Here is a 22,758-nt window from a genome sequence, read left to right as displayed (position 1 = left end):
AAGAGATGTCTGACGCGGTTACGATCTACCACAACCCTCGCTGCTCAAAGAGCCGCGAAACACTAGCCCTGCTGAAATCCAACGGCGTTGAGCCGCAGGTGGTGCTCTATCTGGAGACGCCGCCGGATGCGGACACCCTGCGCACGCTGTTAAGCCAGCTGGGGATGACCAGTGCCAGAGCGTTAATGCGCCAGAAAGAGGAGCTTTACAAAGAGCTGGGTCTGGCTGATAGCGCGCTCACTGAAGAGGCGTTAATTCAGGCGATGGTGGATAATCCGAAGCTGATCGAGCGCCCGATTGTGGTGGCAAACGGTAAAGCACGTATTGGCCGTCCACCTGAACAGGTGCTGGAGATTGTGAAGTAAGTAAAATGGCCCGGTAGCCTGCGTGCGCCGGGCCTACAGATTGAGGATATCTTTCACAAAGGGAATGGTGAGCTTTCGCTGGGCGGTAATAGATGCCCGATCCAGCTGATCGAGGGTGATAAACAGCGTACGCATCTCGCGATCCAGCCGTTTTAACAGAAAACGTCCCACGTCCTCCGGCAGTTCAAACCCCCGCAACCGCGCCCGCAGCTGCAAAGCCTGGAGTTTATCTTCATCCGAGAGCGGCTGTAATTTATAGATCTGCCCCCAGTCGAGGCGGGAGGCGAGATCGGCCAGCCCCAGGTTTAACTGACGCGGTGGACGATCGCCGGTGATCAGCAGCCGGGTTTTCCCGGACTCCAGAATGCGATTGTAGAGATCAAAAATCGCCATCTCCCACAGCTCATCCCCCGCCACGCATTCGATATTGTCGATGCAGACCAGCGACAGCTGTTCCATCCCGTCGAGCACTTCCGGTACAAACCAGGTGCGCTTATCCAGCGGCACATAGCCGACCGCATCCCCGCGCTGCGAGAGTTCGGCACAGGCGGCATGCAGCAGATGGCTGCGCCCCGCGCCTTCGCGTGACCAGATATAGATGTAACCGCTGTGCTCCTGGCGCAACACGTTTTGCAGTGCAGCCAGTAAAGAGGGGTTATCACCCGGCCAGAAACTCGCGAAAGTTTCGTCGTCGGGAAGATAAAGTGGCAAAGAGAGCTGTGCCGGTGCGTTCAGAAATACCTCAACCAGGTCTTACTCGGAATCGGCCCAGAGTTTAACACGGAACAAGCGGGGAGAGAACCGGGCGGATCGGCCGCCCGGTTAGAGGATCAATGGGAGACTTTTTCTGTCTCTTCCGCGTCCAGGACCACTTCTTCCGGGCGCAGAACGGAGATCAGTTTGAAGATCAGGGCCAGGGCAATACCGACGATGGTTGCCAGCGCCATGCCTTTCAGCTCGGCCGCACCAATGTGCACCTTGGCACCGCTGACGCCAATGATCAGGATCACCGAGGTCAGGATCAGGTTTTGCGCCTTGCTGTAATCCACTTTCGATTCGATCAGGACGCGAATACCGGAGGCACCGATCACCCCGTACAGCAGCAGCGAAACGCCGCCCATCACCGGGACCGGGATGATCTGGATGGCTGCCGCCAGTTTGCCCACGCAGGAGAGCAGGATAGCGATAATTGCCGCGCCGCCGATAACCCAGGTGCTGTACACGCGGGTAATGGCCATCACGCCGATGTTCTCACCGTAGGTGGTGTTTGGCGTTGAACCGAAGAAACCGGAGATAATGGTCGAGAAGCCGTTGGCAAACATCGAGCGGTGCAGGCCCGGGTCGCGGATCAGGTCGCGCTTAACGATGTTCGCCGTGACCACCAGGTGGCCGACGTGTTCGGCAATCACCACCAGCGCGGCAGGCAGAATGGTAAAGATGGCAAACCACTCAAAGCGCGGGGTGTAGAAGGTTGGCAGCGCGAACCAGTGGGCCTGGGCGATCGGCGTAGTATCCACCACGCCCATGGCGAAGGAGAGCGCGTAGCCCGCCAGCACGCCAATCAGGATCGGGATAATCGCCATAAAGCCACGGAACAGCACGGAGCCAAAGATCGTCACGCCCAGGGTCACCAGCGAGATGATAATGGTTTTGGTATCCGGCGCCTGGCCGTCGGCAGGCAGCAGGCCCGCCATGTTCGCCGCGACACCGGCTAACTCCAGCCCGATGACGGCAACAATGGCGCCCATTGCCGCAGGCGGGAACATCACGTCCAGCCAGCCGGTACCGGCTTTTTTCACAATGAAAGCCACCACGCAGAACAGCACGCCGCACATGATAAAGCCGCCCAGAGCCACTTCGTAACCCAACGGCAGCAACAACAGTACCGGGGAGATAAAGGCAAAGCTTGAACCCAGATAGGCCGGGATTTTCCCTTTGCAGATGAAGAGGTACAGCAGCGTCCCGATACCGTTAAACAGCAGCACGGTGGCCGGGTTAATGTGGAACAGGATTGGCACCAGCACGGTTGCGCCAAACATCGCAAACAGGTGCTGCAAACTAAGCGGGATTGTCTGTAAAAGCGGCGGTCTTTCACTCACCCCGATAGCACGGCGCGTCATAGTGTCTTCCTCTGAGTATTATTGGTTGTGTGTGTTTTATTCAAAAAAAAGCCGACTATCAAAGTCGGCTTCTTTTTCGTTGTTCACTTATTTGGTACCAAAAATCTTATCACCGGCATCACCGAGACCCGGGATAATGTATCCGTGCTCGTTCAGACCCTGATCGACAGAGGCGGTGTACAGCTCCACGTCCGGATGCGCTTTTTCCAGTGCGGCGATGCCTTCCGGCGCGGCAACCAGTACCAGTACCTTGATGCTGCTGCAGCCCGCATTTTTCAGCAGGTCGATAGTGGCGATCATTGAACCACCGGTCGCCAGCATCGGGTCAACGACCAGCGCCATACGCTCGTCGATATTGGAAACCAGCTTCTGGAAATACGGAACCGGCTCCAGCGTCTCTTCGTCACGGTAGATACCGACCACGCTGATACGCGCGCTCGGGACGTGCTCCAGCACGCCTTCCATCATGCCCAGACCCGCACGCAGGATTGGCACAACGGTAATTTTTTTACCTTTGATCTGCTCAACCTGTACCGGGCCGTTCCAGCCTTCAATGGTGACAGTTTCAGTTTCCAGATCGGAGGTTGCTTCATAGGTCAGTAAGCTGCCAACTTCAGAGGCCAGTTCACGAAAGCGCTTAGTGCTGATGTCATGCTCACGCATCAGGCCCAGCTTGTGTTTAACGAGTGGGTGTTTCACTTCCACAATCTTCATTCTCTTTCTCCTTCGGGTGGCAGCCACAAAAAAAATCGCCGGATTATACCGCTTTTTGCGGGCTACGCCATACCCATCTTGCTTGACCGGGATCAACCAAAGTGAATAACGGGCTGCAGAGAGTATAAAAGAGACAAAAAAAACCGGAGGGAGATCTCCGGTTTTAGTGCGGGGTTTTGCCGGGTGGAGCTGGGTTTTGTAGGCCGGGTAAGGCGAAGCCGCCACCCGGCAATTCCACCGCGATTAAAGATTATCGCCGTTGCTGGCAATCACCTGCTGATACCAGGCGAACGACTTCTTCTTGCTGCGATTCAGCGTACCGTTGCCTTCGTTATCTTTATCGACGTAGATAAAGCCATAGCGTTTTTTCATTTCGCCGGTGCCAGCGGAGACCAGATCGATACAGCCCCACGGGGTGTAGCCCATCAGATCCACGCCGTCTTCTACCACCGCTTTTTTCATCTCGCGGATATGGGCGCTGAGATAGTCAATGCGGTACTGGTCGTTCACCGTGCCGTCGCTCTCCAGCACGTCGATGGCACCAAAACCGTTCTCGACGATAAACAGCGGCAGCTGGTAGTGATCCCAGAACCAGTTCAGGGAGTAGCGCAGCCCCACCGGGTCAATCTGCCAGCCCCAGTCCGATTTCTGCACGTAGGGATTGGAGACCAGACTTTTGCTCTCGTCGTAATCCAGCTCTGGGTTATCCGCCGTCGCTTTGGTGGCAAACGACATGTAATAGCTGAAGCCGATGTAATCCACACAGCCCTGCTTCAGCGCCGCTTTGTCCTCTTCGGTGATATCAAGCTCGAAACCGCGACGGGCAAAATAGTTGAGCAGATGCTGCGGATAGGCGCCGCGCACGTGCACGTCGGTGAACCAGTAGCGGCGATGCATGGCGTTCATTGCCATCATCATGTCGTCCGGAGCGCAGGTCAGCGGATAGATAGGACACATGGCGATCATGCAGCCGATACGCAGGGAGGGGTTGATGTCACGTCCGGCCTTTACCGCCAGGGCGCTGGCCACCAGCTCGTAGTGCGCCGCCTGGAACATCACCGGCTCGCGATCTTCGCCCGGCTGATAGTGCAGGCCGGAGTTGGTGAACGGAGCAAAATCTTCGTGGAAGTTGGCCTGGTTGTTGATCTCGTTGAAGGTCATCCAGTACTTCACTTTGTGCTGATAACGCGTAAACACCACGCTGGCAAAGCGCACAAAGAAGTCGATCAGTTTGCGGTTACGCCAGCCGCCGTATTCGCTCACCAGGTGATAAGGCATTTCGAAATGCGAGAGGGTAATCACCGGCTCGATGCCGTGCTTCAGGCACTCATCAAAGAGATCGTCGTAAAACTGCAGGCCCGCCTCGTTGGGCTGCTGTTCGTCGCCTTTGGGGAAAATACGCGTCCAGGCAATCGAGGTGCGGAAGCATTTAAAACCCATTTCTGCAAAGAGTTGGATGTCCTCTTTGTAACGATGATAGAAATCGATGGCTTCATGGTTGGGGTAGTTTTTGCCCGGCAGCACGCCGTTGGTGATCTCGCGCGGAACGCCGTGCGCACCTGCGGTCATCACGTCTGCGACGCTCGGGCCCTTACCACCCTCCTGCCAGCCGCCTTCAAGTTGATGCGCCGCCACCGCGCCGCCCCACAGAAAACCCTCTTTGAATCCTGACATGCGATATCCCTCATTCAGCGTTAATTATCGGCAAAAAAGAGTACAGAAACCGGTTTCAGTGAAATGATGTGCATTCAGCGAAGGGGTTGCAAGTATAAGAATGTACCCGGTTTCATTTTCGTGAACGGGTTCAAGTTTGCGTGCCAGCGAGCGATTTTTGCTGGATTTTCAGGGCCCCTTTTTTCTGTTGCAGAATGGGCTCGCAAACGTTTGCCTGGACTGTTAGAATTGCGCCGATTTTTCTTACAATCGCAATGCAATCGCGTGGGGACTTGAGCCGTGACCAACAAAACTTCTCTCAGCTACAAAGATGCCGGTGTAGATATTGACGCAGGTAATGCGCTGGTTGACCGTATCAAAGGGGTCGTTAAAAAAACCCGTCGCCCGGAAGTGATGGGTGGGCTGGGAGGATTCGGCGCACTGTGCGCGCTGCCGCAAAAATATCGCGAACCGGTTCTGGTCTCGGGCACTGACGGCGTCGGCACCAAGCTGCGCCTGGCGATGGATCTGAAACGCCACGACACCATCGGTGTTGACCTGGTTGCCATGTGCGTCAACGACCTGGTGGTTCAGGGCGCTGAGCCGCTGTTCTTCCTCGACTACTACGCCACCGGCAAGCTGGACGTCGACACCGCAGCCAGCGTGATCAGCGGTATCGCTGAAGGCTGTCTGCAGTCTGGCTGTGCGCTGGTCGGCGGTGAAACCGCTGAAATGCCGGGGATGTACCACGGCGAAGATTACGACGTAGCCGGCTTCTGCGTGGGCGTTGTCGAAAAATCAGAGATCATTGACGGCAGCAAAGTGACCGACGGCGACGTGCTGATTGCGCTGGGCTCCAGCGGCCCGCACTCCAACGGTTACTCGCTGGTACGCAAAATTGTTGAAGTAAGCGGCTGCGACCCTCTCACCACCGAGCTGGAAGGCAAACCGCTGGCGGATCACCTGCTGGAACCGACCCGCATCTACGTGAAATCCATTCTGGAGCTGATCGAGAAGGTCGACGTTCACGCCATCGCCCACCTCACCGGCGGCGGCTTCTGGGAAAATATTCCGCGCGTACTGCCGGACAACACCCAGGCGGTAATCGACGAATCCTCATGGCAGTGGCCGTCAGTGTTCAACTGGCTTCAGGATGCCGGTAACGTCAGCGATCATGAAATGTATCGCACCTTCAACTGCGGCGTGGGGATGCTGATCGCCCTGCCAGCCAGCGAAGTGGACAATGCCCTGGCGCTGCTGCAGGCCAAAGGTGAAAACGCGTGGAAAATCGGTATCATCAAAGCATCTGATTCCGAACAGCGTGTGGTCATTGAATGAAAAACATAGTGGTGCTCATTTCCGGTAACGGAAGTAATTTGCAGGCTATCATCGATGCCTGCGAACAGAAGAAGATCAACGGCACCATTCGCGCAGTATTCAGTAACAAGGCCGACGCGTTCGGCCTTGAGCGCGCCCGCGACGCAGGCATTGCCGCCCATGCGCTCGGTGCCTCGCAGTTTGCCAGCCGCGAGGCCTTTGACCGCGAGCTGGTGCAGGAGATCGACGCCTACGCCCCGGACGTGGTGGTGCTGGCGGGCTACATGCGGATCCTCAGTCCGGCGTTTGTGGCGCACTATGCCGGGCGTTTGCTGAACATCCACCCTTCCCTGCTGCCAAAATATCCCGGCCTGCACACCCACCGTCAGGTGCTGGATAATGGCGACGAGGAGCACGGCACCTCGGTCCATTTTGTCACTGACGAACTGGACGGTGGCCCGGTGATCCTGCAGGCGAAAGTGCCGGTGTTTGCAGGCGACAGCGAAGAGGATGTCACCGCCCGGGTTCAGGCCCAGGAGCATGCCATCTATCCGCTGGTGGTCAGCTGGTTTGTTGATGGTCGCCTTGAAATGCGCGACGGTGCCGCCTGGCTGGATGGCGCGCCGTTACCCCCGCAAGGCCACGCGGCCGAAGAGTAGTCTTTTGCCCGGCGGTGCCGGGCAATCCTTCACCTCATTCCAACTGATTAATATCCCTCATAAAATAATTTAACTGTCATACTTTTCTGACACAGTTGGACATATCGTGGAAATGCTCGCCATAATAAAGGCGAGACGGATTTACCACGTCCTGTGATTGAACTGGAGTGTGAGCAGTAATGGGTCAGGAAAAGTTATACATCGAAAAAGAGCTAAGCTGGTTAGCCTTCAATGAGCGCGTGCTTCAGGAAGCAGCGGATAAAACTAACCCGCTGATTGAGCGCATGCGTTTTCTGGGGATTTACTCCAATAACCTGGATGAGTTCTACAAAGTGCGCTTTGCTGAGCTGAAACGCCGAATCATCATTAGCGAAGAGCAGGGTTTAAATTCCAATTCGCGTCATCTGCTGGGCAAGATCCAGTCCCGGGTTCTGAAAGCCGATCAGGAATTTGACACCCTGTATAACGAATTGCTGCTGGAGATGGCACGCAATCAAATCTTCCTGATTAACGAGCGACAGCTCTCGGTCAACCAGCAGAGCTGGCTGCGTCACTATTTCAAACATTATCTGCGCCAGCACATCACCCCCATTCTGATTAATCGCGAAACCGATCTGGTGCAGTTCCTGAAGGATGATTACACCTATCTGGCGGTGGAGATTATTCGCGGCGACAGCATCCGCTATGCGCTGCTGGAGATCCCGTCAGATAAAGTGCCGCGCTTCGTCAACCTGCCGCCGGAAACGCCGCGCCGCCGCAAGCCGATGATCCTGCTGGATAACATCCTGCGCTACTGTCTGGACGACATCTTCAAGGGCTTCTTTGATTACGACGCCCTGAACGCCTATTCGATGAAGATGACCCGTGACGCCGAGTACGATCTGGTGCACGAGATGGAAGCCAGCCTGATGGAGCTGATGTCCTCCAGCCTCAAGCAGCGTCTGACCGCGGAGCCGGTGCGCTTTGTCTATCAGCGCGATATGCCGGATGCGATGGTCGAGATGCTGCGTGAAAAGCTGACCATCTCCCGCTACGACTCCATCGTCCCGGGTGGCCGCTATCACAACTTTAAAGACTTTATCGGCTTCCCGAACGTCGGCAAAGCCAACCTGGTGAACAAGCCGCTGCCGCGTCTGCGCCATATCTGGTTCGATAAGTTCCGCAACGGCTTCGACGCCATTCGCGAGCGCGACGTTCTGCTCTACTACCCGTACCACACCTTTGAGCACGTGCTGGAACTGATGCGTCAGGCGTCGTTCGATCCCAACGTGCTGGCGATCAAAATCAACATCTACCGTGTGGCGAAAGACTCCCGCATTATCGATGCGATGATCCACGCCGCCCATAACGGCAAGAAAGTGACCGTGGTGGTGGAGCTGCAGGCACGCTTCGATGAAGAGGCCAACATCCACTGGGCCCGCCGCCTGACCGAAGCGGGCGTACACGTCATCTTCTCGGCCCCGGGGCTGAAGATTCACGCCAAGCTGTTCCTCATCTCCCGTAAAGAGGGGGAGGACGTGGTGCGTTATGCCCACATCGGTACCGGCAACTTCAACGAGAAGACCGCGCGGATTTACACCGACTACTCGCTGCTCACCGCCGATGCGCGCATCACTAACGAGGTGCGCCGGGTCTTTAACTTCATTGAGAACCCGTACCGTCCGGTCAGCTTCGACTATCTGCTGGTATCGCCGCAGAACTCCCGTCGCCTGCTGTATGACATGATCGACAAAGAGATTGCCAATGCCCAGAATGGCCTGCCGGCAGGCATTACGCTGAAGCTCAACAACCTGGTCGATAAAGGGCTGGTGGATCGCCTGTATGCCGCTTCTGGTTCCGGGGTTCAGGTCAATCTGCTGATCCGCGGCATGTGCTCGCTTATCCCTGAACTTGAGGGGATCAGTGAAAATATTCGCGTTACGAGCATCGTCGACCGCTACCTTGAACACGATCGCATCTATATTTTTGAGAACGGTGGCGATAAACGCGTCTACCTCTCTTCTGCCGACTGGATGACGCGCAACATCGATTACCGCATCGAAGTGGCGACGCCGCTGCTTGACCCGCGACTGAAGCAACAAATTCTTGATATCATTGACTTATTGTTAAGCGATACTGTAAAAGCACGTTATATCGATAAAGAACTGAGTAACCGCTATGTGCCGCGCGGCAATCGCCGTAAAGTGCGGGCACAGCTGGCGATTTACGACTATATCAAATCACTCGAGCAATCCGATTAACCTATGCCGATAAACGATAAGACCCCACGACCGCAGGAGTTTGCTGCGGTCGACCTTGGTTCTAACAGCTTCCACATGGTCATTGCCCGTGAAGTTGATGGTGCAATGCAGATCATTGGTCGGCTGAAACAGCGCGTCCACCTGGCTGACGGCCTGGGTCCGGACAACATGCTCAGCGAAGAGGCGATGGAGCGCGGGCTGAACTGCCTGTCGCTGTTTGCCGAACGCCTGCAGGGTTTCACTCCATCAAGCGTTTGCATTGTCGGGACCCACACCCTCCGCCAGGCGTCGAATGCAACCGAATTTTTAAAGCGTGCGGAGCAGGTGATCCCCTACCCTATCGAGATCATTTCGGGGAATGAAGAAGCCCGACTGATTTTCATGGGTGTGGAACATACTCAGCCAGAAAAAGGCCGCAAGCTGGTGATCGATATCGGTGGCGGCTCCACCGAGCTGGTGATTGGCGAAAACTTTGAGCCGCATCTGGTGGAAAGCCGCCGGATGGGCTGCGTCAGTTTCGCACAACTCTACTTCCCGGGTGGGACCATCAGCCGGGAAAACTTCCAGCGTGCGCGCATGGCCGCGGTGCAGAAGCTGGAGACGCTTGCCTGGCAGTACCGACTGCAGGGCTGGAACGTGGCGCTTGGCGCTTCGGGTACGATCAAAGCCGCACATGAGGTGCTGGTGGAGATGGGCGAAAAAGACGGTTTTATCACCCCTGAGCGTCTGTCGATGCTGATGGAAGAGGTGATCAAGCATAAAAGCTTCGAGGCCCTGAGCCTGCCTGGCCTGTCCGAGGAGCGCAAAGCGGTGTTTGTCCCGGGTCTGGCGATCCTGTGCGGCGTGTTCGATGCGCTGGCCATCCGTGAGTTGCGCCTGTCTGACGGCGCGCTGCGCGAAGGCGTACTCTATGAGATGGAAGGTCGATTCCGTCATCAGGATATTCGCAGCCGTACCGCGCAGAGCCTGGCGAATCAGTACAACATCGATCGTGAGCAGGCGAAGCGGGTGCTGGAAACCACCACCCATATCTACGAGCAGTGGGAAACCCAGAACCCAAAACTGGCGCATCCGCAGCTGGCGGCCCTGCTGAAGTGGGCGGCGATGCTGCACGAAGTCGGATTGAACATCAATCACAGCGGGATGCACCGCCATTCGGCCTACATTCTGCAAAACAGCGACCTGCCTGGCTTCAACCAGGAGCAGCAGACCATGATGGCCTCGCTGGTACGCTATCATCGCAAAGCCGTTAAGCTGGACGAGTTGCCGCGCTTTACGCTGTTCAAGAAAAAACAGTTCCTGCCGCTGATCCAGCTGTTACGCCTGGGGGTGCTGCTTAACAACCAGCGCCAGGCGACCACCACGCCGCCGACCCTGACGCTCACCACGGACGATAACCACTGGACGCTGAGCTTCCCGCATGACTGGTTCAGCCAGAACGCGCTGGTGCTGCTGGATCTGGAAAGAGAGCAGCAGTACTGGAGCGCCGTTACCGGCTGGTGTCTGAAGATTGAAGAAGAGCACTTTCCGAACGTCGCCGCCTGATTGCCCTTCAGGCGCTCGTTGCGAGCGCCTGTTGCGGCAGCAAAGATTCCAGCCTGACGGGTTTACCGATTAAATAGCCCTGGAAGTAATCAATCCCCAGCGCCTCCGCGGCGCAACGGATCTCTTCGCTCTCGACATATTCTGCTACCACCAGCATCTTCTTCATCCGCGCCAGATGGCAAATCGAAGCCACAATCTGATAATCCAGACTGTTGCTGACGATGTTACGAATAAAGCTGCCGTCGATCTTCAGGATATCGGCATCCACGCTCTTTAAGCGGGCATAACTGGCATAGCCGGTACCGAAGTCATCAATGGCCACCCGGCATCCCATCTCCTGCAGATGGTTCATTGTTTGCATCGCCAGCCCGGCATTGCCAAAGCTGCTGCTCTCGGTGATCTCAAAAATGAGCTGCCAGCTCTCAATGCCATAGGTTTCCAGCATGCGGCTCACCTCAAGCGGCAGCTGTGCCCGGCAAACGGATGACGGCGACAGATTGATGGCAAAACGCTGGCCCGGCAGACTCTCCCGGTTATCAGCCATAAACTGCAGCGTCTTCTCCAGCACCAGCAGATCAATTCGCGAAGAGAGGCCAAACTCCTGCGCGACGGGCAGAAACTCATCGGGGGCAATCAGCCCGGCATCATCATTTTGCAGCCGGAGCAGCACCTCATGATAGTCATCGCCGCGGATCCCCTTCACCGGCTGCGCCAGCAGGGTAAATTCATCTTTTTCCAGCGCGCGCTGCAGGCGATTCATCATCGCGACTTTGTCTTTCAGGCCGCGTTGCAAATTGATGGCGCCCCGCTGCTGCAGGTTTTCCGGGTGATTGGTCGCCAGGGAGAGATCCGCTATGGTGCTCAGCTCCCCCAGCAGCAGATAAAGATGCACCACCGGGGAACGCACGTAGCAGTAGCTGACCCCCACCTGCGGCTGGAGCGGCATCCCATCCCAGACGAAGCGAAAACGTTTGATATGTAAATCCAGCTCGTCAATACGGGACTGATGCAGCTCGGTATTCAGCCGCAACACCAGATCGTGCCCGGACAGCTGATACACGCACTCATCCGGTTGCAGATAGTCATGGATCCACGCAGCCAGTTTCTGCTTATACTGGATACGCAGCAAAACGCCGTAGTTACGCCCCAGCACCTCCAGCTCCGGGATGCGCAGGAAGCAGAGCACCGACCAGGGGTTTTTCCCCAGCGCGCGATTGAGCGCCCGCAGATTGGGTATGTGCACCACCGGGTCGAGAAACGCCAGTCGTCTGGCACGGGTATTACTCTCCCGCTGACGCGTCGCCAGCATCGCCATATAAACCACCACGAAGGTAAAGACCAGGTAGCTGGAGGTGGTGATGGTGAGCTGAATGTCGTAACCCTGTGCCCGGGGAATGTAGCTGTCAAAAAAGTGAATAGCGATAATCAGCACCGGCGTCCAGATAAGGGACATCAGCTTATAACCGAAGCGCATCGATCCCCATAGCATCACCGGCATCAGCAGCGACAGCGTGTAATTGGTACTGAAAATGGTGCTGTTTTCGTTGATCGGCCACAGGAGCAAGGCCAGCAGTGCGCCGGTTGCCGCGGTCCAGATAATCACTTCCGTCACCGTCACTTTACGGTCGATCTGGCCCACAATCTGCGCCAGCAGGCTTCGCAGATAACGGGGATGGCGGAGAATGCGGATAATGAGATAGCAGAACGGCACGCCTGTCAGGCACCCGACCAGTAAGCCCTGGTAGTTAATCAGTGAGCGGATCCCGGGGGTGCTGATCCCCGCCAGGTCAAACCGGGTTTTGTAGACCCCGAGATAGACGGCGAACTGAAACAGCAGCAAAAAAATTGTGGCGGGACAGAGCATCTGCCAGAACATCCGTTGCGCCATCAGCCGGGCGTCACCATAGGAGACATTATTGCGACGGGGAACAAAAACCCGATACCCCCCCCAGCTGAGGGTTATTGGGATCAAAAAATGGCCAATCGCCACGGCGGCTTCGTAACCGCCCACCGAAGGGTAATAGTGTACAAAAAGCGCAATCACAATGCCTGGCACTGCCGCCATGCCGTAAAACAGCATCATCGATAATAAGAACGCCAGCGGCATGTAATAGAGCACCACCAGGTTTCCCTGAACCTGAGTGTAGGTCGTGGCGAGTCGCGCAACGGGCAGCAGAACGATCGGCAGGATCAGCGGCAACGCCCACCAGCGGTCTTTGTATTTTTTGTATAACGAGAAGATAGTCATAGATGCCATAGTTAACCCGCTCATCCAGGGGCAGTTCAGACAGGCATCCAACCTGACGACGTTGTCGTGCAGACGAAATAACGCAAACACGAAAGGAGGAAAGATTTTAGTAAGCCATGGCGAGCGAGATTTGACTTAAATCAAAAATATTATTGCCGAATAAGAATATTCACGCTTTTTAACGATAATTTTGTGCGAATTATCAATGGTGTAAATAAATTAATAATTATACATAACAGCAAGTGAATTAATCGTTGACGGAATTTTACAAACCGAATAATTGACCCCTGTGGCTCCCGTATGCCTTAATGGCACATCGCCCTCAGGGTATTTTCAGGAACACGACAGTGAGTCAGGCCACACGTATGCGAAAACGACATCGGTTTAACACTCGGATGACGCGTATCATACTGCTAATCAGCTTATTCTTTTTTGTGGGCCGCTTCGTTTACTCCTCCATTGGTGCCTGGTATCACCACCAGGAAAAAAAACAGGCGCAACAATCCAGCCTCTCTGGCGAATACGTCGAGCGTTCTTCCACGACAATTAATTAATCATTTGGTTTTTACGGGTTAATTGCATTATTTCGCCGTTTGTAATAATCGAATAATTTCGCTAATGCCTTTGCTTAGCACTTTATCCTGACGCATGACGATGGCCAGCTGGCGCTGTAAAACTGGCGTAAGCGAGCGCACACATAAACCCTGCCGATCTTCTGCACACTCCACCGCCATGCGCGGAATAATGCTGTACCCCAGCCCAACGCGAACCATACGTTTGATCGCTTCAATGCTGCCGGACTGCATCACCGGTTCAACCTCCACACCGCTGGCCAGAAACCAGGCATCAATCACTGCCCTTGTGCTGCTCCCGGTACCAAAGGCGATAAAGGGGCGGGCCTGAAGCTCAGGTGCGGACAGTGTGGTAAACAGCTCCCGCTGATCCTCTGCGGCAATAAACACAAACTCTTCCTCCAGCACCGGCGCGATCGCCAGTGCCGACCCCGCAGCGGGCAAGGTCACCAGCCCCAGATCGAGACGGTTCTCCTCTATGGCGCGAACAATCTCCAGAGTGTTGCCAGTGGTGACGCCGACCCGTAGCAGGGGATGATCCTGACGCAGCTGCTGCAACAGCGGCGGTAAAAGATGGATGCAAGCCGTTGCCCCCATCCCGATGGTGATCGTTCCGTTCACTTCATGGCTGAACGCGGCCACCGTCCGGATCGTCTCGTCCACCGCCTGCTCGATCCGCTCGCCGTGAGTCAACAACGCCAGCCCGGCCGCCGTGGCTTTGATCCCCCGCCCGGTACGCTCGATTAATCGCGCCTGCAGAAACTGCTCCAGCTGGCGGATCTGCAGACTCACCGCCGGTTGCGAAAGCCCCAGCATGTCCGCAGCCGCAGAAAAGCTGCCCCGCTGAACGACCAGTCGAAAGGTTGCCAGCTGTCCCAGATTCAGCGTTGTCATCACAAAGTTTCTCTTATAGGAGCCATAAACGCACCGGCCTGCCAGCGGCCTGATGCGCGGGATATGCTCAGGATAACTGTCTGATGGAATGAAAGATAATGAAAAACCTGGCCATACCCCGTGCACTTCCCCTGACCAGCGGCTGTAACCAGCTTATCAACTGGGGCATCTCTTTTTATATGCCGGGCACCTTCGCCCGGGCCATCACAATGGATAGCAGCTGGTCATCACCAGCGATCTATTCGGGCCTGACCCTCGCCATGCTGGTGATGGCCGCCCTCTCGCCGTTTGTCGCTAACCTGCTGGCGCGGATGGGAGGACAACGGGTGGTGATGACCGGAACGCTGCTGATTTCTGCCAGCTGTGTGGGGATGGCTTACGCCCACTCCCTTGTCGCCTGGTACGCGGCATGGATTGTGACCGGCATCGGCATGCGCTTGTCGCTGTACGACGCGCTGTTTGCGGCGCTGGTGAACCTGTACGGCCAACAGGCGCGGCGAACCCTTTCCCGCGTGACGCTGGCGGGTGGGCTGGCCTCGGTGGTGTTCTGGCCGCTGGGCGAAGCGTTGCTGACGGTGATGAGCTGGCGAAGCGCGCTGCTGGTCTATGCCCTGTTCGGCTTGCTGAGCGCGGCATTAACCCTGTCGTTACCCAATCAAACACGCCCGACGGTAACGCAACGCACCCCGACCTCCGGAGGGCAGGATCGCCGCAACGGCTGGCTCTATGCCGCCTTCATCGCGCTGATAACTTTCGTCTCTAACGGCACCTCCACTCACCTGCCGGAGTTTATCGCCAGCGTCGGCCTGCCGGTTACCATCGGCATGTTATGGGGGATTGGGCAGACCGGGGCACGGTTCCTGGAGGTGGTTGCCGGGGCGCGGCTCACCCCGCTGCGCCTGACGCTGCTTACCGCCCTGGCCATGCCGGTGTGCTTTCTGCTCGGGCTGAGCAGTACGCTCTTCCTCTGGTCTGCCGCCGGTTTTGTGCTCGGCTACGGCGCGATCAACGGGCTGGTGACCATCGTGAAAGCCACCTTACCCTTACAGCTGTTTGCACCTGAAGAGTACGCCAGGCGCACCGGGGTGCTGCTAATCCCGGCCCAATTGATGGCGGCGGCCTCCCCGCTGGCCTATGCGTGGTTGAACCGGGCGTTTGGGAGCCTCGGCGCGATGTGGGTGTCGTGGGGATTGACGCTGGTGATTGCCGGGCTGGCGGTGGCTATTGTGAAGGGTCAGGTATCGCATCATCGTCACGGCGTCCCTGCCCTGAGCGACTAAAGTACGAAGCCGCCGTCAATGGTCAGACTGGCCCCGGTCATATAACCGGATGACGCCCCGGCAAGCCAGGCTGCCAGCGAGGCGATTTCGTCCGGCTGCCCCATCCGCTGCAGCGGAATGCTGCCGACGATCTGCTCCGCTATTCCGGCGGTCATATCGGTGGCGATGGGGCCCGGTTGAATGTTGTTGATAGTGATCCGCCGTGGCGCCAGATCCAGCGCCAGGTTTTGCACCATCGATGCCACGGCCGCTTTACTCATGGCATAAACGCTGCTGCCCGCATGCCCGGTGCGCACTGCGGTGTTGCTGCCAATAGTGATCACGCGTCCCCCGTCAGCCATCTGCTTCACCGCCGCCTGAATGGCAAGGAAGACGCCGCGCACGTTGACGGCCAGGGTGGCATCGAGATCCTCCAGCGAATAATCTTCAATGGTACCGAGGCGTAGCACGCCCGCATTCACCACCGCGACATCCAGCCTGCCGTACTGCTGTAATGTCTTATCCACCGCGGCCTGGATAGCCTTCGCATCTGCGCTGTCGGCTTCAAGGGCGAACGCCTGCCCGCCCTGTTGCTCAATCGTTGTCATCAGTGCCTGCGCCCGGTCCGGACGTGACACCCAGGTGATAGCAACCCGATAACCTTCGCTCGCCAGTCGCGCCGCAATAGACGCCCCGATACCGCGCGTGCCGCCGAAAACCAGCGCTACTTTTTTGTGATTCATGATGGTCATTCTCCTGTTTGCTTTAGCACCCACCCGGGTGCCTCTGTCAACAACCATGCCAGCAGAAAGGCCCCCGCGCTTGCCCGGAATGTATCGCACTGTATCCACTCCGCCCTGCTTACGCAGCCATACAAAAAAGCCACCCGCAGCAAACAGACCCGATACATAAAAATGGTTTTCTGTCTCTGTCGCCATTGATGACCTGAAGAGGAGATACCCGGATGTTGCATCGAAATGTACTGCTTACGCTGTTCGCATTGGCCTCAGGCTGTAGCTGGGCCGCACCGTTAAGCGGACTCAGTGCCGCAGACGTTAACGGCCCCGCCGCCGTAGCACCACTCGAACAGCCCCAGCCACCGGCGAAGCTGATTGTGGATCCGCCGCTGGCGGGCCCGCTGAGTAAAGGCGCGGTCTTTATTCAGTACCGCACCGAGAACATGCGCATTGAGCCAGTGTTCGGACCCGAGGCGCTAAAAGTGACGCCGCGCATCGGCCATATTCACGTCATCGTGGATGACAACCCCTGGCACTGGGCCGACGCCAGCGGCGAGCCGGTCATTCTGGTGGGACTGCCTGCGGGCCACCACAAGGTGACGCTTATTCTCGCCGATCCAACCCATAAACCTGTTGATCGTAAAACCATCGAATTCACCGTGCCGCCGCATGCTGCGGTGATGCACTGAACTCAACCACTCACTTATTTTTGAGGATATTACCCATGAAAACATTACTGATCGCTGTTCTGACCTTTACCGCCGCCGTGGCCTCTTCTGCTTTCGCTGCCCAGGAGATTAACCAGCCTGAGGGACTGCAAAAAGTGGGCACCGTTTCCGACAGCAGCGGCGCAACGTCGCTCACGGATCTGGAGGCGAAACTGCAGGCCAAAGCCACCGAAGCGGGCGCCAGCGCGTTTCGTATTACCTCCGCCGGCGGGAACAACACCCTGTCAGGCACCGCGGATATTTATCGTTGAGGCGTTACCATGAAAAAATTGTCTCTTCATACCTTAGCGGTGGGCCTGCTGCTGGCTACCAGTGGTGCGGCACTGGCGAATAATAAAACCGTGGTATTAGTGCACGGCGCTTTTACCGACGGCAGCAGCTGGAACCGGGTGATCGACAACTTGCAACGTCAGCATACCGAAGTTATTGCCGTTCAGCTCCCGCTCACCTCACTGAAAGAGGATGTCGCCGCGACGCAGCGCGCCATCGCCCGGGCTCATGGGGATGTGGTGCTGGTGGGCCACTCCTGGGGCGGGACGGTGATCAGCGAGGCGGGTAACGACGCGCGGGTAAAATCTCTGGTCTATGTCGCGGCCTTTGCCCCGGATTCAGGCCAGTCGACGGCGGATCTGGCGGGGAGCTACCCTGCTCCGCCGGGCAGCGCGGGTATCGTCAAAACAGCAAACGGTTTTCTCTATTTACCGGGCAAATCGGTACGCCAGGATTTTGCGCCAGACATTAAGGCTGCTGAGCAAAACACCCTGACCGCCACCCAGGGCCCGATCCGCGCCGATGCGTTCGGGGAAAAAGTTACCCATGCCGCCTGGCACGATAAGCCGAGCTGGTATGTGGTCAGCAAGAGTGACCGGATGATTAACCCGGATCTGGAGCGAGCCATGGCGAAGAAGATTGATGCCAAAACCACTGAAGTGGCGGCAAGCCATGTGTCGATGGTGAGCCAGCCGGAGGAGATTGCCCGGGTGATTGAACAAGCGGTGAAATGAAACAGGCAATAAAAAGCCCGCAGGATGCGGGCTTCACTAACAAAGCAACTAACGGGCGGGAGTTATTCCCACTCAATCGTCGCCGGTGGCTTCCCACTGATGTCATACACCACGCGGGAAATACCGTTCACTTCGTTGATGATGCGGTTAGAGACGCGGCCTAAGAAGTCATACGGCAGGTGCGCCCAGTGTGCAGTCATAAAGTCGATGGTCTCAACCGCACGCAGGGAGACAACCCAGTCGTACTTGCGGCCATCGCCCATTACACCCACAGAGCGAACCGGCAGGAACACGGTGAACGCCTGGCTCACTTTGTTGTAGAGGTCAGCTTTGTGCAGCTCTTCGATGAAGATCGCGTCCGCACGACGCAGCAGGTCGCAGTACTCTTTCTTCACTTCGCCCAACACGCGCACGCCCAGACCCGGGCCCGGGAACGGGTGACGGTAGAGCATGTCGTACGGCAGGCCCAGCTCGAGACCGATCTTACGCACTTCGTCTTTGAATAGCTCACGTAGCGGCTCAACCAGACCCATCTTCATCTCTTTCGGCAGGCCGCCCACATTGTGGTGAGATTTGATGACGTGCGCTTTACCGGTTGCGGATGCCGCAGATTCGATCACGTCAGGGTAGATAGTCCCCTGAGCCAGCCACTTCACCTCTTCCAGACGCAGGGCTTGCTCGTCAAACACTTCCACGAACACGCGACCGATGATTTTACGTTTCGCTTCCGGATCGTTTTCACCCGCCAGCGCGGTCAGGAAACGCTCTTCGCCTTCAACGTGAACGATGTTCAGGCCGAAGTGGTCGCCAAACATGTCCATCACCTGCTGGGCTTCGTTCAGGCGCAGCAGACCGTTGTCCACGAACACGCAGGTCAGGTTTTTGCCGATGGCGCGGTGCAGCAGCATCGCGGTTACGGAGGAGTCAACGCCGCCGGAGAGGCCGAGGATCACTTTGTCGTCACCGACCTGCTGGCGAATACGCTCAACCGCATCGTCGATGATTTTTGCTGGCGTCCACAGGGCTTCACACTGGCAAATGTCGATGACAAAACGCTCCAGCATGCGCAAACCCTGACGGGTGTGAGTCACTTCCGGGTGGAACTGCACGCCGTAGAAGCGTTTCTCTTCGTTAGCCATGATGGCGAACGGGCAGCTTTCGGTGCTGGCGACGGTCACGAAGTCCGAAGGGATGGCGGTGACTTTGTCGCCGTGGCTCATCCACACGTCCAGCAGCGCTTTGCCGTCGGCGGTCAGGGAGTCTTCGATACCGCGGATCAGGGCACTTTCAGTCTGGACTTCAACCTGCGCGTAGCCGAACTCACGCTCGTTAGACCCTTCAACGTGGCCACCCAGCTGCATCGCCATGGTCTGCATGCCGTAGCAGACGCCGAACACCGGCACACCGGCTTCGAACACATACTGCGGCGCGCGCGGGCTGTTCTCTTCGGTGGTGCTTTCCGGGCCACCGGAGAGGATGATACCGCTTGGATTGAATTCGCGAATCTGTGCTTCCGTGACATCCCACGCCCACAGCTCACAGTAAACGCCCAGCTCACGGACGCGACGAGCGACCAGCTGAGTGTATTGCGAACCGAAATCCAGAATGAGAATGCGATGTTTATGAATATTTTCCGTCATTGACGCTAATTCCGAGGCAAGTGAAACAAAATCGCCCGGCATATAGCCGGGCGTGGAAACTTATCAGGAGCCCATACGGTAGTTCGGGGACTCTTTGGTGATGGTCACGTCGTGAACGTGACTTTCCTGAATACCCGCGCCGCTGATACGCACGAATTCCGCTTTAGTCCGCAGCAGGTCGATGGTACCACAGCCGGTCAGGCCCATACAGGAACGCAGGCCGCCCATCTGCTGGTGAATGATCTCTTTCAGGTAGCCTTTATAAGCCACGCGGCCTTCGATACCTTCCGGCACCAGTTTGTCGGCAGCGTTGTCGGTCTGGAAGTAACGGTCAGAAGAGCCTTTGGACATCGCGCCCAGAGAACCCATCCCACGATACGACTTATAAGAACGACCCTGGAACAGTTCGATCTCGCCCGGGGACTCTTCGGTACCGGCCAGCATGGAACCGACCATTACCGCTGCCGCACCGGCCGCGATGGCTTTGGCGATGTCGCCGGAGAAACGGATCCCGCCGTCAGCGATAACCGGAATACCGGTGCCTTCCAGCGCTTCTACCGCGTCGGAGACCGCAGTGATCTGCGGAACGCCCACGCCGGTGACGATACGGGTGGTACAGATGGAGCCAGGACCGATCCCCACTTTCACCGCGCTGCAACCTGCTTCAGCCAGCGCACGAGCGCCTGCGCCAGTTGCTACGTTACCGCCGATGATCTGCAGGTCAGGATATTTAGCACGGGTCTCGCGAATACGCTGTAACACGCCTTCGGAGTGGCCGTGAGAGGAGTCGATCAGCAGGACGTCAACGCCCGCAGCAACCAGCGCATCAACGCGCTCTTCATTGCCTGCGCCAGCGCCAACCGCAGCGCCCACGCGCAGACGGCCATGCTCGTCTTTACAGGCGTTCGGTTTACGTTCTGCTTTCTGGAAGTCTTTAACGGTGATCATGCCACGCAGATGGAAACTGTCATCCACAACCAGCGCTTTCTCAACGCGTTTTTCGTGCATTTTTGCCAGCACCACGTCGCGGGATTCGCCTTCACGCACGGTGACCAGACGCTCTTTCGGAGTCATGTAGACGCTGACTGGCTGGTTCAGGTCGGTGACGAAACGCACGTCACGACCAGTAATGATACCTACCAGCTCATACTCTTCGGTCACAACCGGGTAGCCTGCAAAGCCGTTACGCTCGGTCAGGGCTTTTACTTCGTGCAGAGTGGTGGTTGGCAGAACGGTCTGTGGATCGGTAACGATGCCAGATTCATGTTTCTTCACGCGGCGAACTTCTTCCGCCTGGCGCTCGATAGACATGTTTTTATGAATAAAGCCAATGCCGCCTTCCTGAGCCAGGGCGATAGCCAGGCGCGCTTCAGTCACGGTGTCCATTGCCGCGGAGAGCATAGGAATGTTCAGGCGAATGGTTTTGGTCAACTGCGTGCTGAGGTCGGCAGTATTCGGCAGAACGGTGGAGTGAGCGGGAACGAGGAGGACGTCGTCAAACGTCAGTGCTTCTTTAGCAATACGTAGCATGGGCAATATCTCTGACCTGGGTGGTTAAATATTGCCGTGGCATTATACAGAGCGTAACCGATTGCATCTACACTTTTTTATAAAAAATGCTTGCGATTGCCTCTTATCGGGTTACTATCGACTGAATAACCTGCTGATTTAGAATTTGATCCCGCTCACATGTTATCCTCTCAATCCCCCTCAATTTATACCGTCAGCCGCCTTAACCAGACGGTCCGTTTGCTGCTTGAGCAGGAAATCGGCCAGGTGTGGATCAGCGGAGAAATTTCTAATTTCACTCAGCCGGCATCCGGTCACTGGTACTTCACCCTGAAAGACAACACCGCTCAGGTGCGCTGCGCGATGTTCCGCAACAGCAACCGTCGGGTGACGTTCCGACCGCAGCACGGACAGCAGGTTCTGGTTCGCGCCAGTATCACCCTGTACGAGCCGCGCGGTGATTATCAGATTATCGTTGAGAGCATGCAGCCAGCGGGCGAAGGGCTGCTGCAGCAAAAATATGAGCAGCTAAAAGCCGCACTGTCGGCAGAAGGGCTGTTCGATCAGCAGTACAAAAAGCCGCTCCCCTCCCCTGCCCACTGCGTAGGGGTGATCACCTCGAAAACCGGTGCCGCACTGCATGACATTCTGCACGTTCTGAAACGCCGCGATCCTTCCCTGCCGGTGATTATCTACCCGACCGCCGTCCAGGGTGACGATGCGCCCGGGCAGATTGTCCGCGCCATTCAGCTTGCCAACGCCCGTCAGGAGTGTGATGTGCTGATCGTCGGACGCGGGGGTGGCTCGCTGGAAGATCTCTGGAGCTTTAACGACGAACGCGTGGCCCGGGCGATTTTTGCCAGCCAGATCCCGGTGGTCAGCGCCGTCGGGCACGAAACCGACGTCACTATCGCCGATTTTGTCGCCGACCTGCGGGCACCCACGCCCTCTGCCGCGGCAGAAATGGTGAGCCGTAACCAGCTCGAACTGCTGCGCCAGATGCAGAACGGCCAACAGCGGCTGGAGATGGCGATGGACTATTTCCTCGCCAACCGCACCCGTCGCTTTACCCAGCTTCACCATCGCTTGCAGCAGCAGCATCCGCAGCTGCGTCTGGCACGTCAGCAAACCGTGCTGGAACGTCTGCGCCAGCGGATGAACCTCGCGGTGGATAATCAGCTTAAACGGGCGCTCCAGCGCCAGCAGCGCACCACCCAGCGCCTGAACCAGCACAACCCGCAGCCGCGCATTTATCGCGCGAAAACGCGTATTCAACAGCTGGAGTACCGCCTCGCGGATAACCTGCGCGCGCGCCTGAGCAGCACCCGCGAGCGTTTTGGTAATGCGGTCACCCATCTGGAAGCCGTCAGCCCGCTCTCGACGCTGGCGCGCGGCTACAGCGTGACTACCGCGACCGACGGCAACGTGCTGAAGCAAACCAAACAGGTCAAAGCCGGGGATGTCCTCACCACCCGGTTGTCAGACGGCTGGGTGGAAAGCGAAGTGAAAGGCGTGACGCCAGTCAGAAAAACCCGCGCCCGTAAAAAGGCCTGA

The 22,758-nt window shown here is 57.1% G+C and carries 20 protein-coding genes; 11 read left to right on the top strand and 9 right to left on the bottom strand.

Annotated features, from left to right (window positions below; genetic code table 11):
- Positions 1–5: 5 nt before the first annotated feature.
- A complete protein-coding gene (gene arsC / locus M8318_RS15125) occupies positions 6–365 on the top strand; it encodes an arsenate reductase (glutaredoxin) (RefSeq protein WP_262663393.1) in 360 nt (119 codons plus the stop codon).
- Positions 366–398: 33 nt separating this feature from the next.
- Here arsC and M8318_RS15120 read toward each other — a convergent pair whose 3' ends face one another.
- From M8318_RS15120 to M8318_RS15105, 4 genes are all read right to left on the bottom strand, one after another.
- Complete coding sequence (locus M8318_RS15120) at positions 399–1,100, bottom strand: DnaA inactivator Hda (protein ID WP_261645262.1); 702 nt, start codon at positions 1,098–1,100, stop codon at positions 399–401.
- 95 nt (positions 1,101–1,195) lie between these two features.
- Entirely contained in the window at positions 1,196–2,485 is a 1,290-nt protein-coding gene (gene uraA / locus M8318_RS15115) for a uracil permease (protein WP_262663392.1), read from the bottom strand.
- A gap of 87 nt (positions 2,486–2,572) precedes the next feature.
- Positions 2,573–3,199 (bottom strand): uracil phosphoribosyltransferase, encoded by a 627-nt coding sequence (upp, locus tag M8318_RS15110; protein ID WP_106994631.1) that lies wholly within the window; start codon positions 3,197–3,199, stop codon positions 2,573–2,575.
- Positions 3,200–3,442: 243 nt separating this feature from the next.
- Entirely contained in the window at positions 3,443–4,873 is a 1,431-nt protein-coding gene (locus M8318_RS15105; protein WP_262663391.1) for a 6-phospho-beta-glucosidase, read from the bottom strand.
- A 279-nt stretch (positions 4,874–5,152) separates the two neighbouring features.
- Between M8318_RS15105 and purM the strand changes: the two genes are divergently transcribed.
- The 4 genes from purM to ppx all read left to right on the top strand — a co-directional run bounded on the left by purM (position 5,153) and on the right by ppx (position 10,613).
- On the top strand, positions 5,153–6,190 hold the full coding sequence (gene purM / locus M8318_RS15100) for a phosphoribosylformylglycinamidine cyclo-ligase (protein WP_262663390.1): 1,038 nt from the start codon (positions 5,153–5,155) through the stop codon (positions 6,188–6,190).
- Positions 6,187–6,828 (top strand): phosphoribosylglycinamide formyltransferase, encoded by a 642-nt coding sequence (gene purN / locus M8318_RS15095; RefSeq protein WP_225758298.1) that lies wholly within the window; start codon positions 6,187–6,189, stop codon positions 6,826–6,828. Before purM ends, purN begins: the two co-directional genes overlap by 4 nt.
- A gap of 179 nt (positions 6,829–7,007) precedes the next feature.
- On the top strand, positions 7,008–9,068 hold the full coding sequence (gene ppk1 / locus M8318_RS15090; RefSeq protein ID WP_262663389.1) for a polyphosphate kinase 1: 2,061 nt from the start codon (positions 7,008–7,010) through the stop codon (positions 9,066–9,068).
- Between the two features lie 3 nt (positions 9,069–9,071).
- Positions 9,072–10,613 (top strand): exopolyphosphatase, encoded by a 1,542-nt coding sequence (gene ppx, locus M8318_RS15085; protein ID WP_262663388.1) that lies wholly within the window; start codon positions 9,072–9,074, stop codon positions 10,611–10,613.
- 7 nt (positions 10,614–10,620) lie between these two features.
- On the opposite strand, the gene M8318_RS15080 is transcribed toward ppx, so the two are convergent.
- A complete protein-coding gene (locus tag M8318_RS15080) occupies positions 10,621–12,861 on the bottom strand; it encodes a sensor domain-containing phosphodiesterase (protein WP_262663519.1) in 2,241 nt (746 codons plus the stop codon).
- 347 nt (positions 12,862–13,208) lie between these two features.
- Between M8318_RS15080 and M8318_RS15075 the strand changes: the two genes are divergently transcribed.
- The gene (locus tag M8318_RS15075; protein WP_142486675.1) at positions 13,209–13,415 is read left to right on the top strand and encodes a YfgG family protein; all 207 of its coding nucleotides are present in this window, start codon (positions 13,209–13,211) and stop codon (positions 13,413–13,415) included.
- A 27-nt stretch (positions 13,416–13,442) separates the two neighbouring features.
- Here M8318_RS15075 and M8318_RS15070 read toward each other — a convergent pair whose 3' ends face one another.
- Complete coding sequence (locus M8318_RS15070) at positions 13,443–14,327, bottom strand: LysR family transcriptional regulator (protein ID WP_262663387.1); 885 nt, start codon at positions 14,325–14,327, stop codon at positions 13,443–13,445.
- A 98-nt stretch (positions 14,328–14,425) separates the two neighbouring features.
- Between M8318_RS15070 and M8318_RS15065 the strand changes: the two genes are divergently transcribed.
- Complete coding sequence (locus M8318_RS15065) at positions 14,426–15,607, top strand: MFS transporter (RefSeq protein WP_262663386.1); 1,182 nt, start codon at positions 14,426–14,428, stop codon at positions 15,605–15,607.
- Here the strand turns inward: M8318_RS15065 and M8318_RS15060 are convergent.
- Complete coding sequence (locus M8318_RS15060; RefSeq protein ID WP_262663385.1) at positions 15,604–16,329, bottom strand: 3-oxoacyl-ACP reductase family protein; 726 nt, start codon at positions 16,327–16,329, stop codon at positions 15,604–15,606. The genes M8318_RS15065 and M8318_RS15060 overlap by 4 nt on opposite strands.
- 221 nt (positions 16,330–16,550) lie before the next feature.
- Between M8318_RS15060 and M8318_RS15055 the strand changes: the two genes are divergently transcribed.
- Genes M8318_RS15055 through M8318_RS15045 form a run of 3 tightly spaced genes read left to right on the top strand, consistent with a single transcriptional unit; the run spans position 16,551 to position 18,055 of the window.
- A complete protein-coding gene (locus tag M8318_RS15055; RefSeq protein WP_262663384.1) occupies positions 16,551–17,012 on the top strand; it encodes a DUF6130 family protein in 462 nt (153 codons plus the stop codon).
- A 35-nt stretch (positions 17,013–17,047) separates the two neighbouring features.
- Positions 17,048–17,302, top strand: coding sequence for a YdgH/BhsA/McbA family protein (locus M8318_RS15050; RefSeq protein ID WP_262663383.1), 255 nt, complete (start codon positions 17,048–17,050; stop codon positions 17,300–17,302).
- Positions 17,303–17,311: 9 nt separating this feature from the next.
- Positions 17,312–18,055 carry an alpha/beta hydrolase gene (locus M8318_RS15045; RefSeq protein ID WP_262663382.1) on the top strand — a complete coding sequence of 248 codons (744 nt, stop codon included), beginning with the start codon at positions 17,312–17,314 and terminating at the stop codon, positions 18,053–18,055.
- Positions 18,056–18,117: 62 nt separating this feature from the next.
- Here M8318_RS15045 and guaA read toward each other — a convergent pair whose 3' ends face one another.
- The gene (guaA, locus tag M8318_RS15040; RefSeq protein ID WP_262663381.1) at positions 18,118–19,695 is read right to left on the bottom strand and encodes a glutamine-hydrolyzing GMP synthase; all 1,578 of its coding nucleotides are present in this window, start codon (positions 19,693–19,695) and stop codon (positions 18,118–18,120) included.
- A gap of 63 nt (positions 19,696–19,758) precedes the next feature.
- Positions 19,759–21,225, bottom strand: a complete 1,467-nt coding sequence (guaB, locus tag M8318_RS15035; RefSeq protein WP_262663380.1) for an IMP dehydrogenase — start codon at positions 21,223–21,225, stop codon at positions 19,759–19,761.
- A 159-nt stretch (positions 21,226–21,384) separates the two neighbouring features.
- Here guaB and xseA point away from each other — a divergent pair, with 159 nt between their 5' ends.
- On the top strand, positions 21,385–22,758 hold the full coding sequence (xseA, locus tag M8318_RS15030) for an exodeoxyribonuclease VII large subunit (RefSeq protein WP_262663379.1): 1,374 nt from the start codon (positions 21,385–21,387) through the stop codon (positions 22,756–22,758).

This window comes from Leclercia tamurae, from assembly GCF_025566055.1.
Lineage (GTDB): Bacteria > Pseudomonadota > Gammaproteobacteria > Enterobacterales > Enterobacteriaceae > Enterobacter > Enterobacter tamurae.
Note: the sequence above shows the minus strand (reverse complement) of the source record. Positions and strands in the feature narration are given on the sequence as shown.

Excerpts from the sequence above, each read along its gene's own strand:
- arsC (WP_262663393.1), top strand. The coding sequence starts at position 6 with ATGTCTGACGCGGTTACGATCTACCACAACCCTCGCTGCTCAAAGAGC.
- uraA (WP_262663392.1), bottom strand. The coding sequence starts at position 2,485 with ATGACGCGCCGTGCTATCGGGGTGAGTGAAAGACCGCCGCTTTTACAG.
- upp (WP_106994631.1), bottom strand. The coding sequence starts at position 3,199 with ATGAAGATTGTGGAAGTGAAACACCCACTCGTTAAACACAAGCTGGGC.
- M8318_RS15105 (WP_262663391.1), bottom strand. The coding sequence starts at position 4,873 with ATGTCAGGATTCAAAGAGGGTTTTCTGTGGGGCGGCGCGGTGGCGGCG.
- purN (WP_225758298.1), top strand. The coding sequence starts at position 6,187 with ATGAAAAACATAGTGGTGCTCATTTCCGGTAACGGAAGTAATTTGCAG.
- ppk1 (WP_262663389.1), top strand. The coding sequence starts at position 7,008 with ATGGGTCAGGAAAAGTTATACATCGAAAAAGAGCTAAGCTGGTTAGCC.
- ppx (WP_262663388.1), top strand. The coding sequence starts at position 9,072 with ATGCCGATAAACGATAAGACCCCACGACCGCAGGAGTTTGCTGCGGTC.
- M8318_RS15080 (WP_262663519.1), bottom strand. The coding sequence starts at position 12,861 with ATGACTATCTTCTCGTTATACAAAAAATACAAAGACCGCTGGTGGGCG.
- M8318_RS15070 (WP_262663387.1), bottom strand. The coding sequence starts at position 14,327 with ATGACAACGCTGAATCTGGGACAGCTGGCAACCTTTCGACTGGTCGTT.
- M8318_RS15065 (WP_262663386.1), top strand. The coding sequence starts at position 14,426 with ATGAAAAACCTGGCCATACCCCGTGCACTTCCCCTGACCAGCGGCTGT.
- M8318_RS15060 (WP_262663385.1), bottom strand. The coding sequence starts at position 16,329 with ATGAATCACAAAAAAGTAGCGCTGGTTTTCGGCGGCACGCGCGGTATC.
- M8318_RS15055 (WP_262663384.1), top strand. The coding sequence starts at position 16,551 with ATGTTGCATCGAAATGTACTGCTTACGCTGTTCGCATTGGCCTCAGGC.
- M8318_RS15050 (WP_262663383.1), top strand. The coding sequence starts at position 17,048 with ATGAAAACATTACTGATCGCTGTTCTGACCTTTACCGCCGCCGTGGCC.
- M8318_RS15045 (WP_262663382.1), top strand. The coding sequence starts at position 17,312 with ATGAAAAAATTGTCTCTTCATACCTTAGCGGTGGGCCTGCTGCTGGCT.
- guaA (WP_262663381.1), bottom strand. The coding sequence starts at position 19,695 with ATGACGGAAAATATTCATAAACATCGCATTCTCATTCTGGATTTCGGT.
- guaB (WP_262663380.1), bottom strand. The coding sequence starts at position 21,225 with ATGCTACGTATTGCTAAAGAAGCACTGACGTTTGACGACGTCCTCCTC.
- xseA (WP_262663379.1), top strand. The coding sequence starts at position 21,385 with ATGTTATCCTCTCAATCCCCCTCAATTTATACCGTCAGCCGCCTTAAC.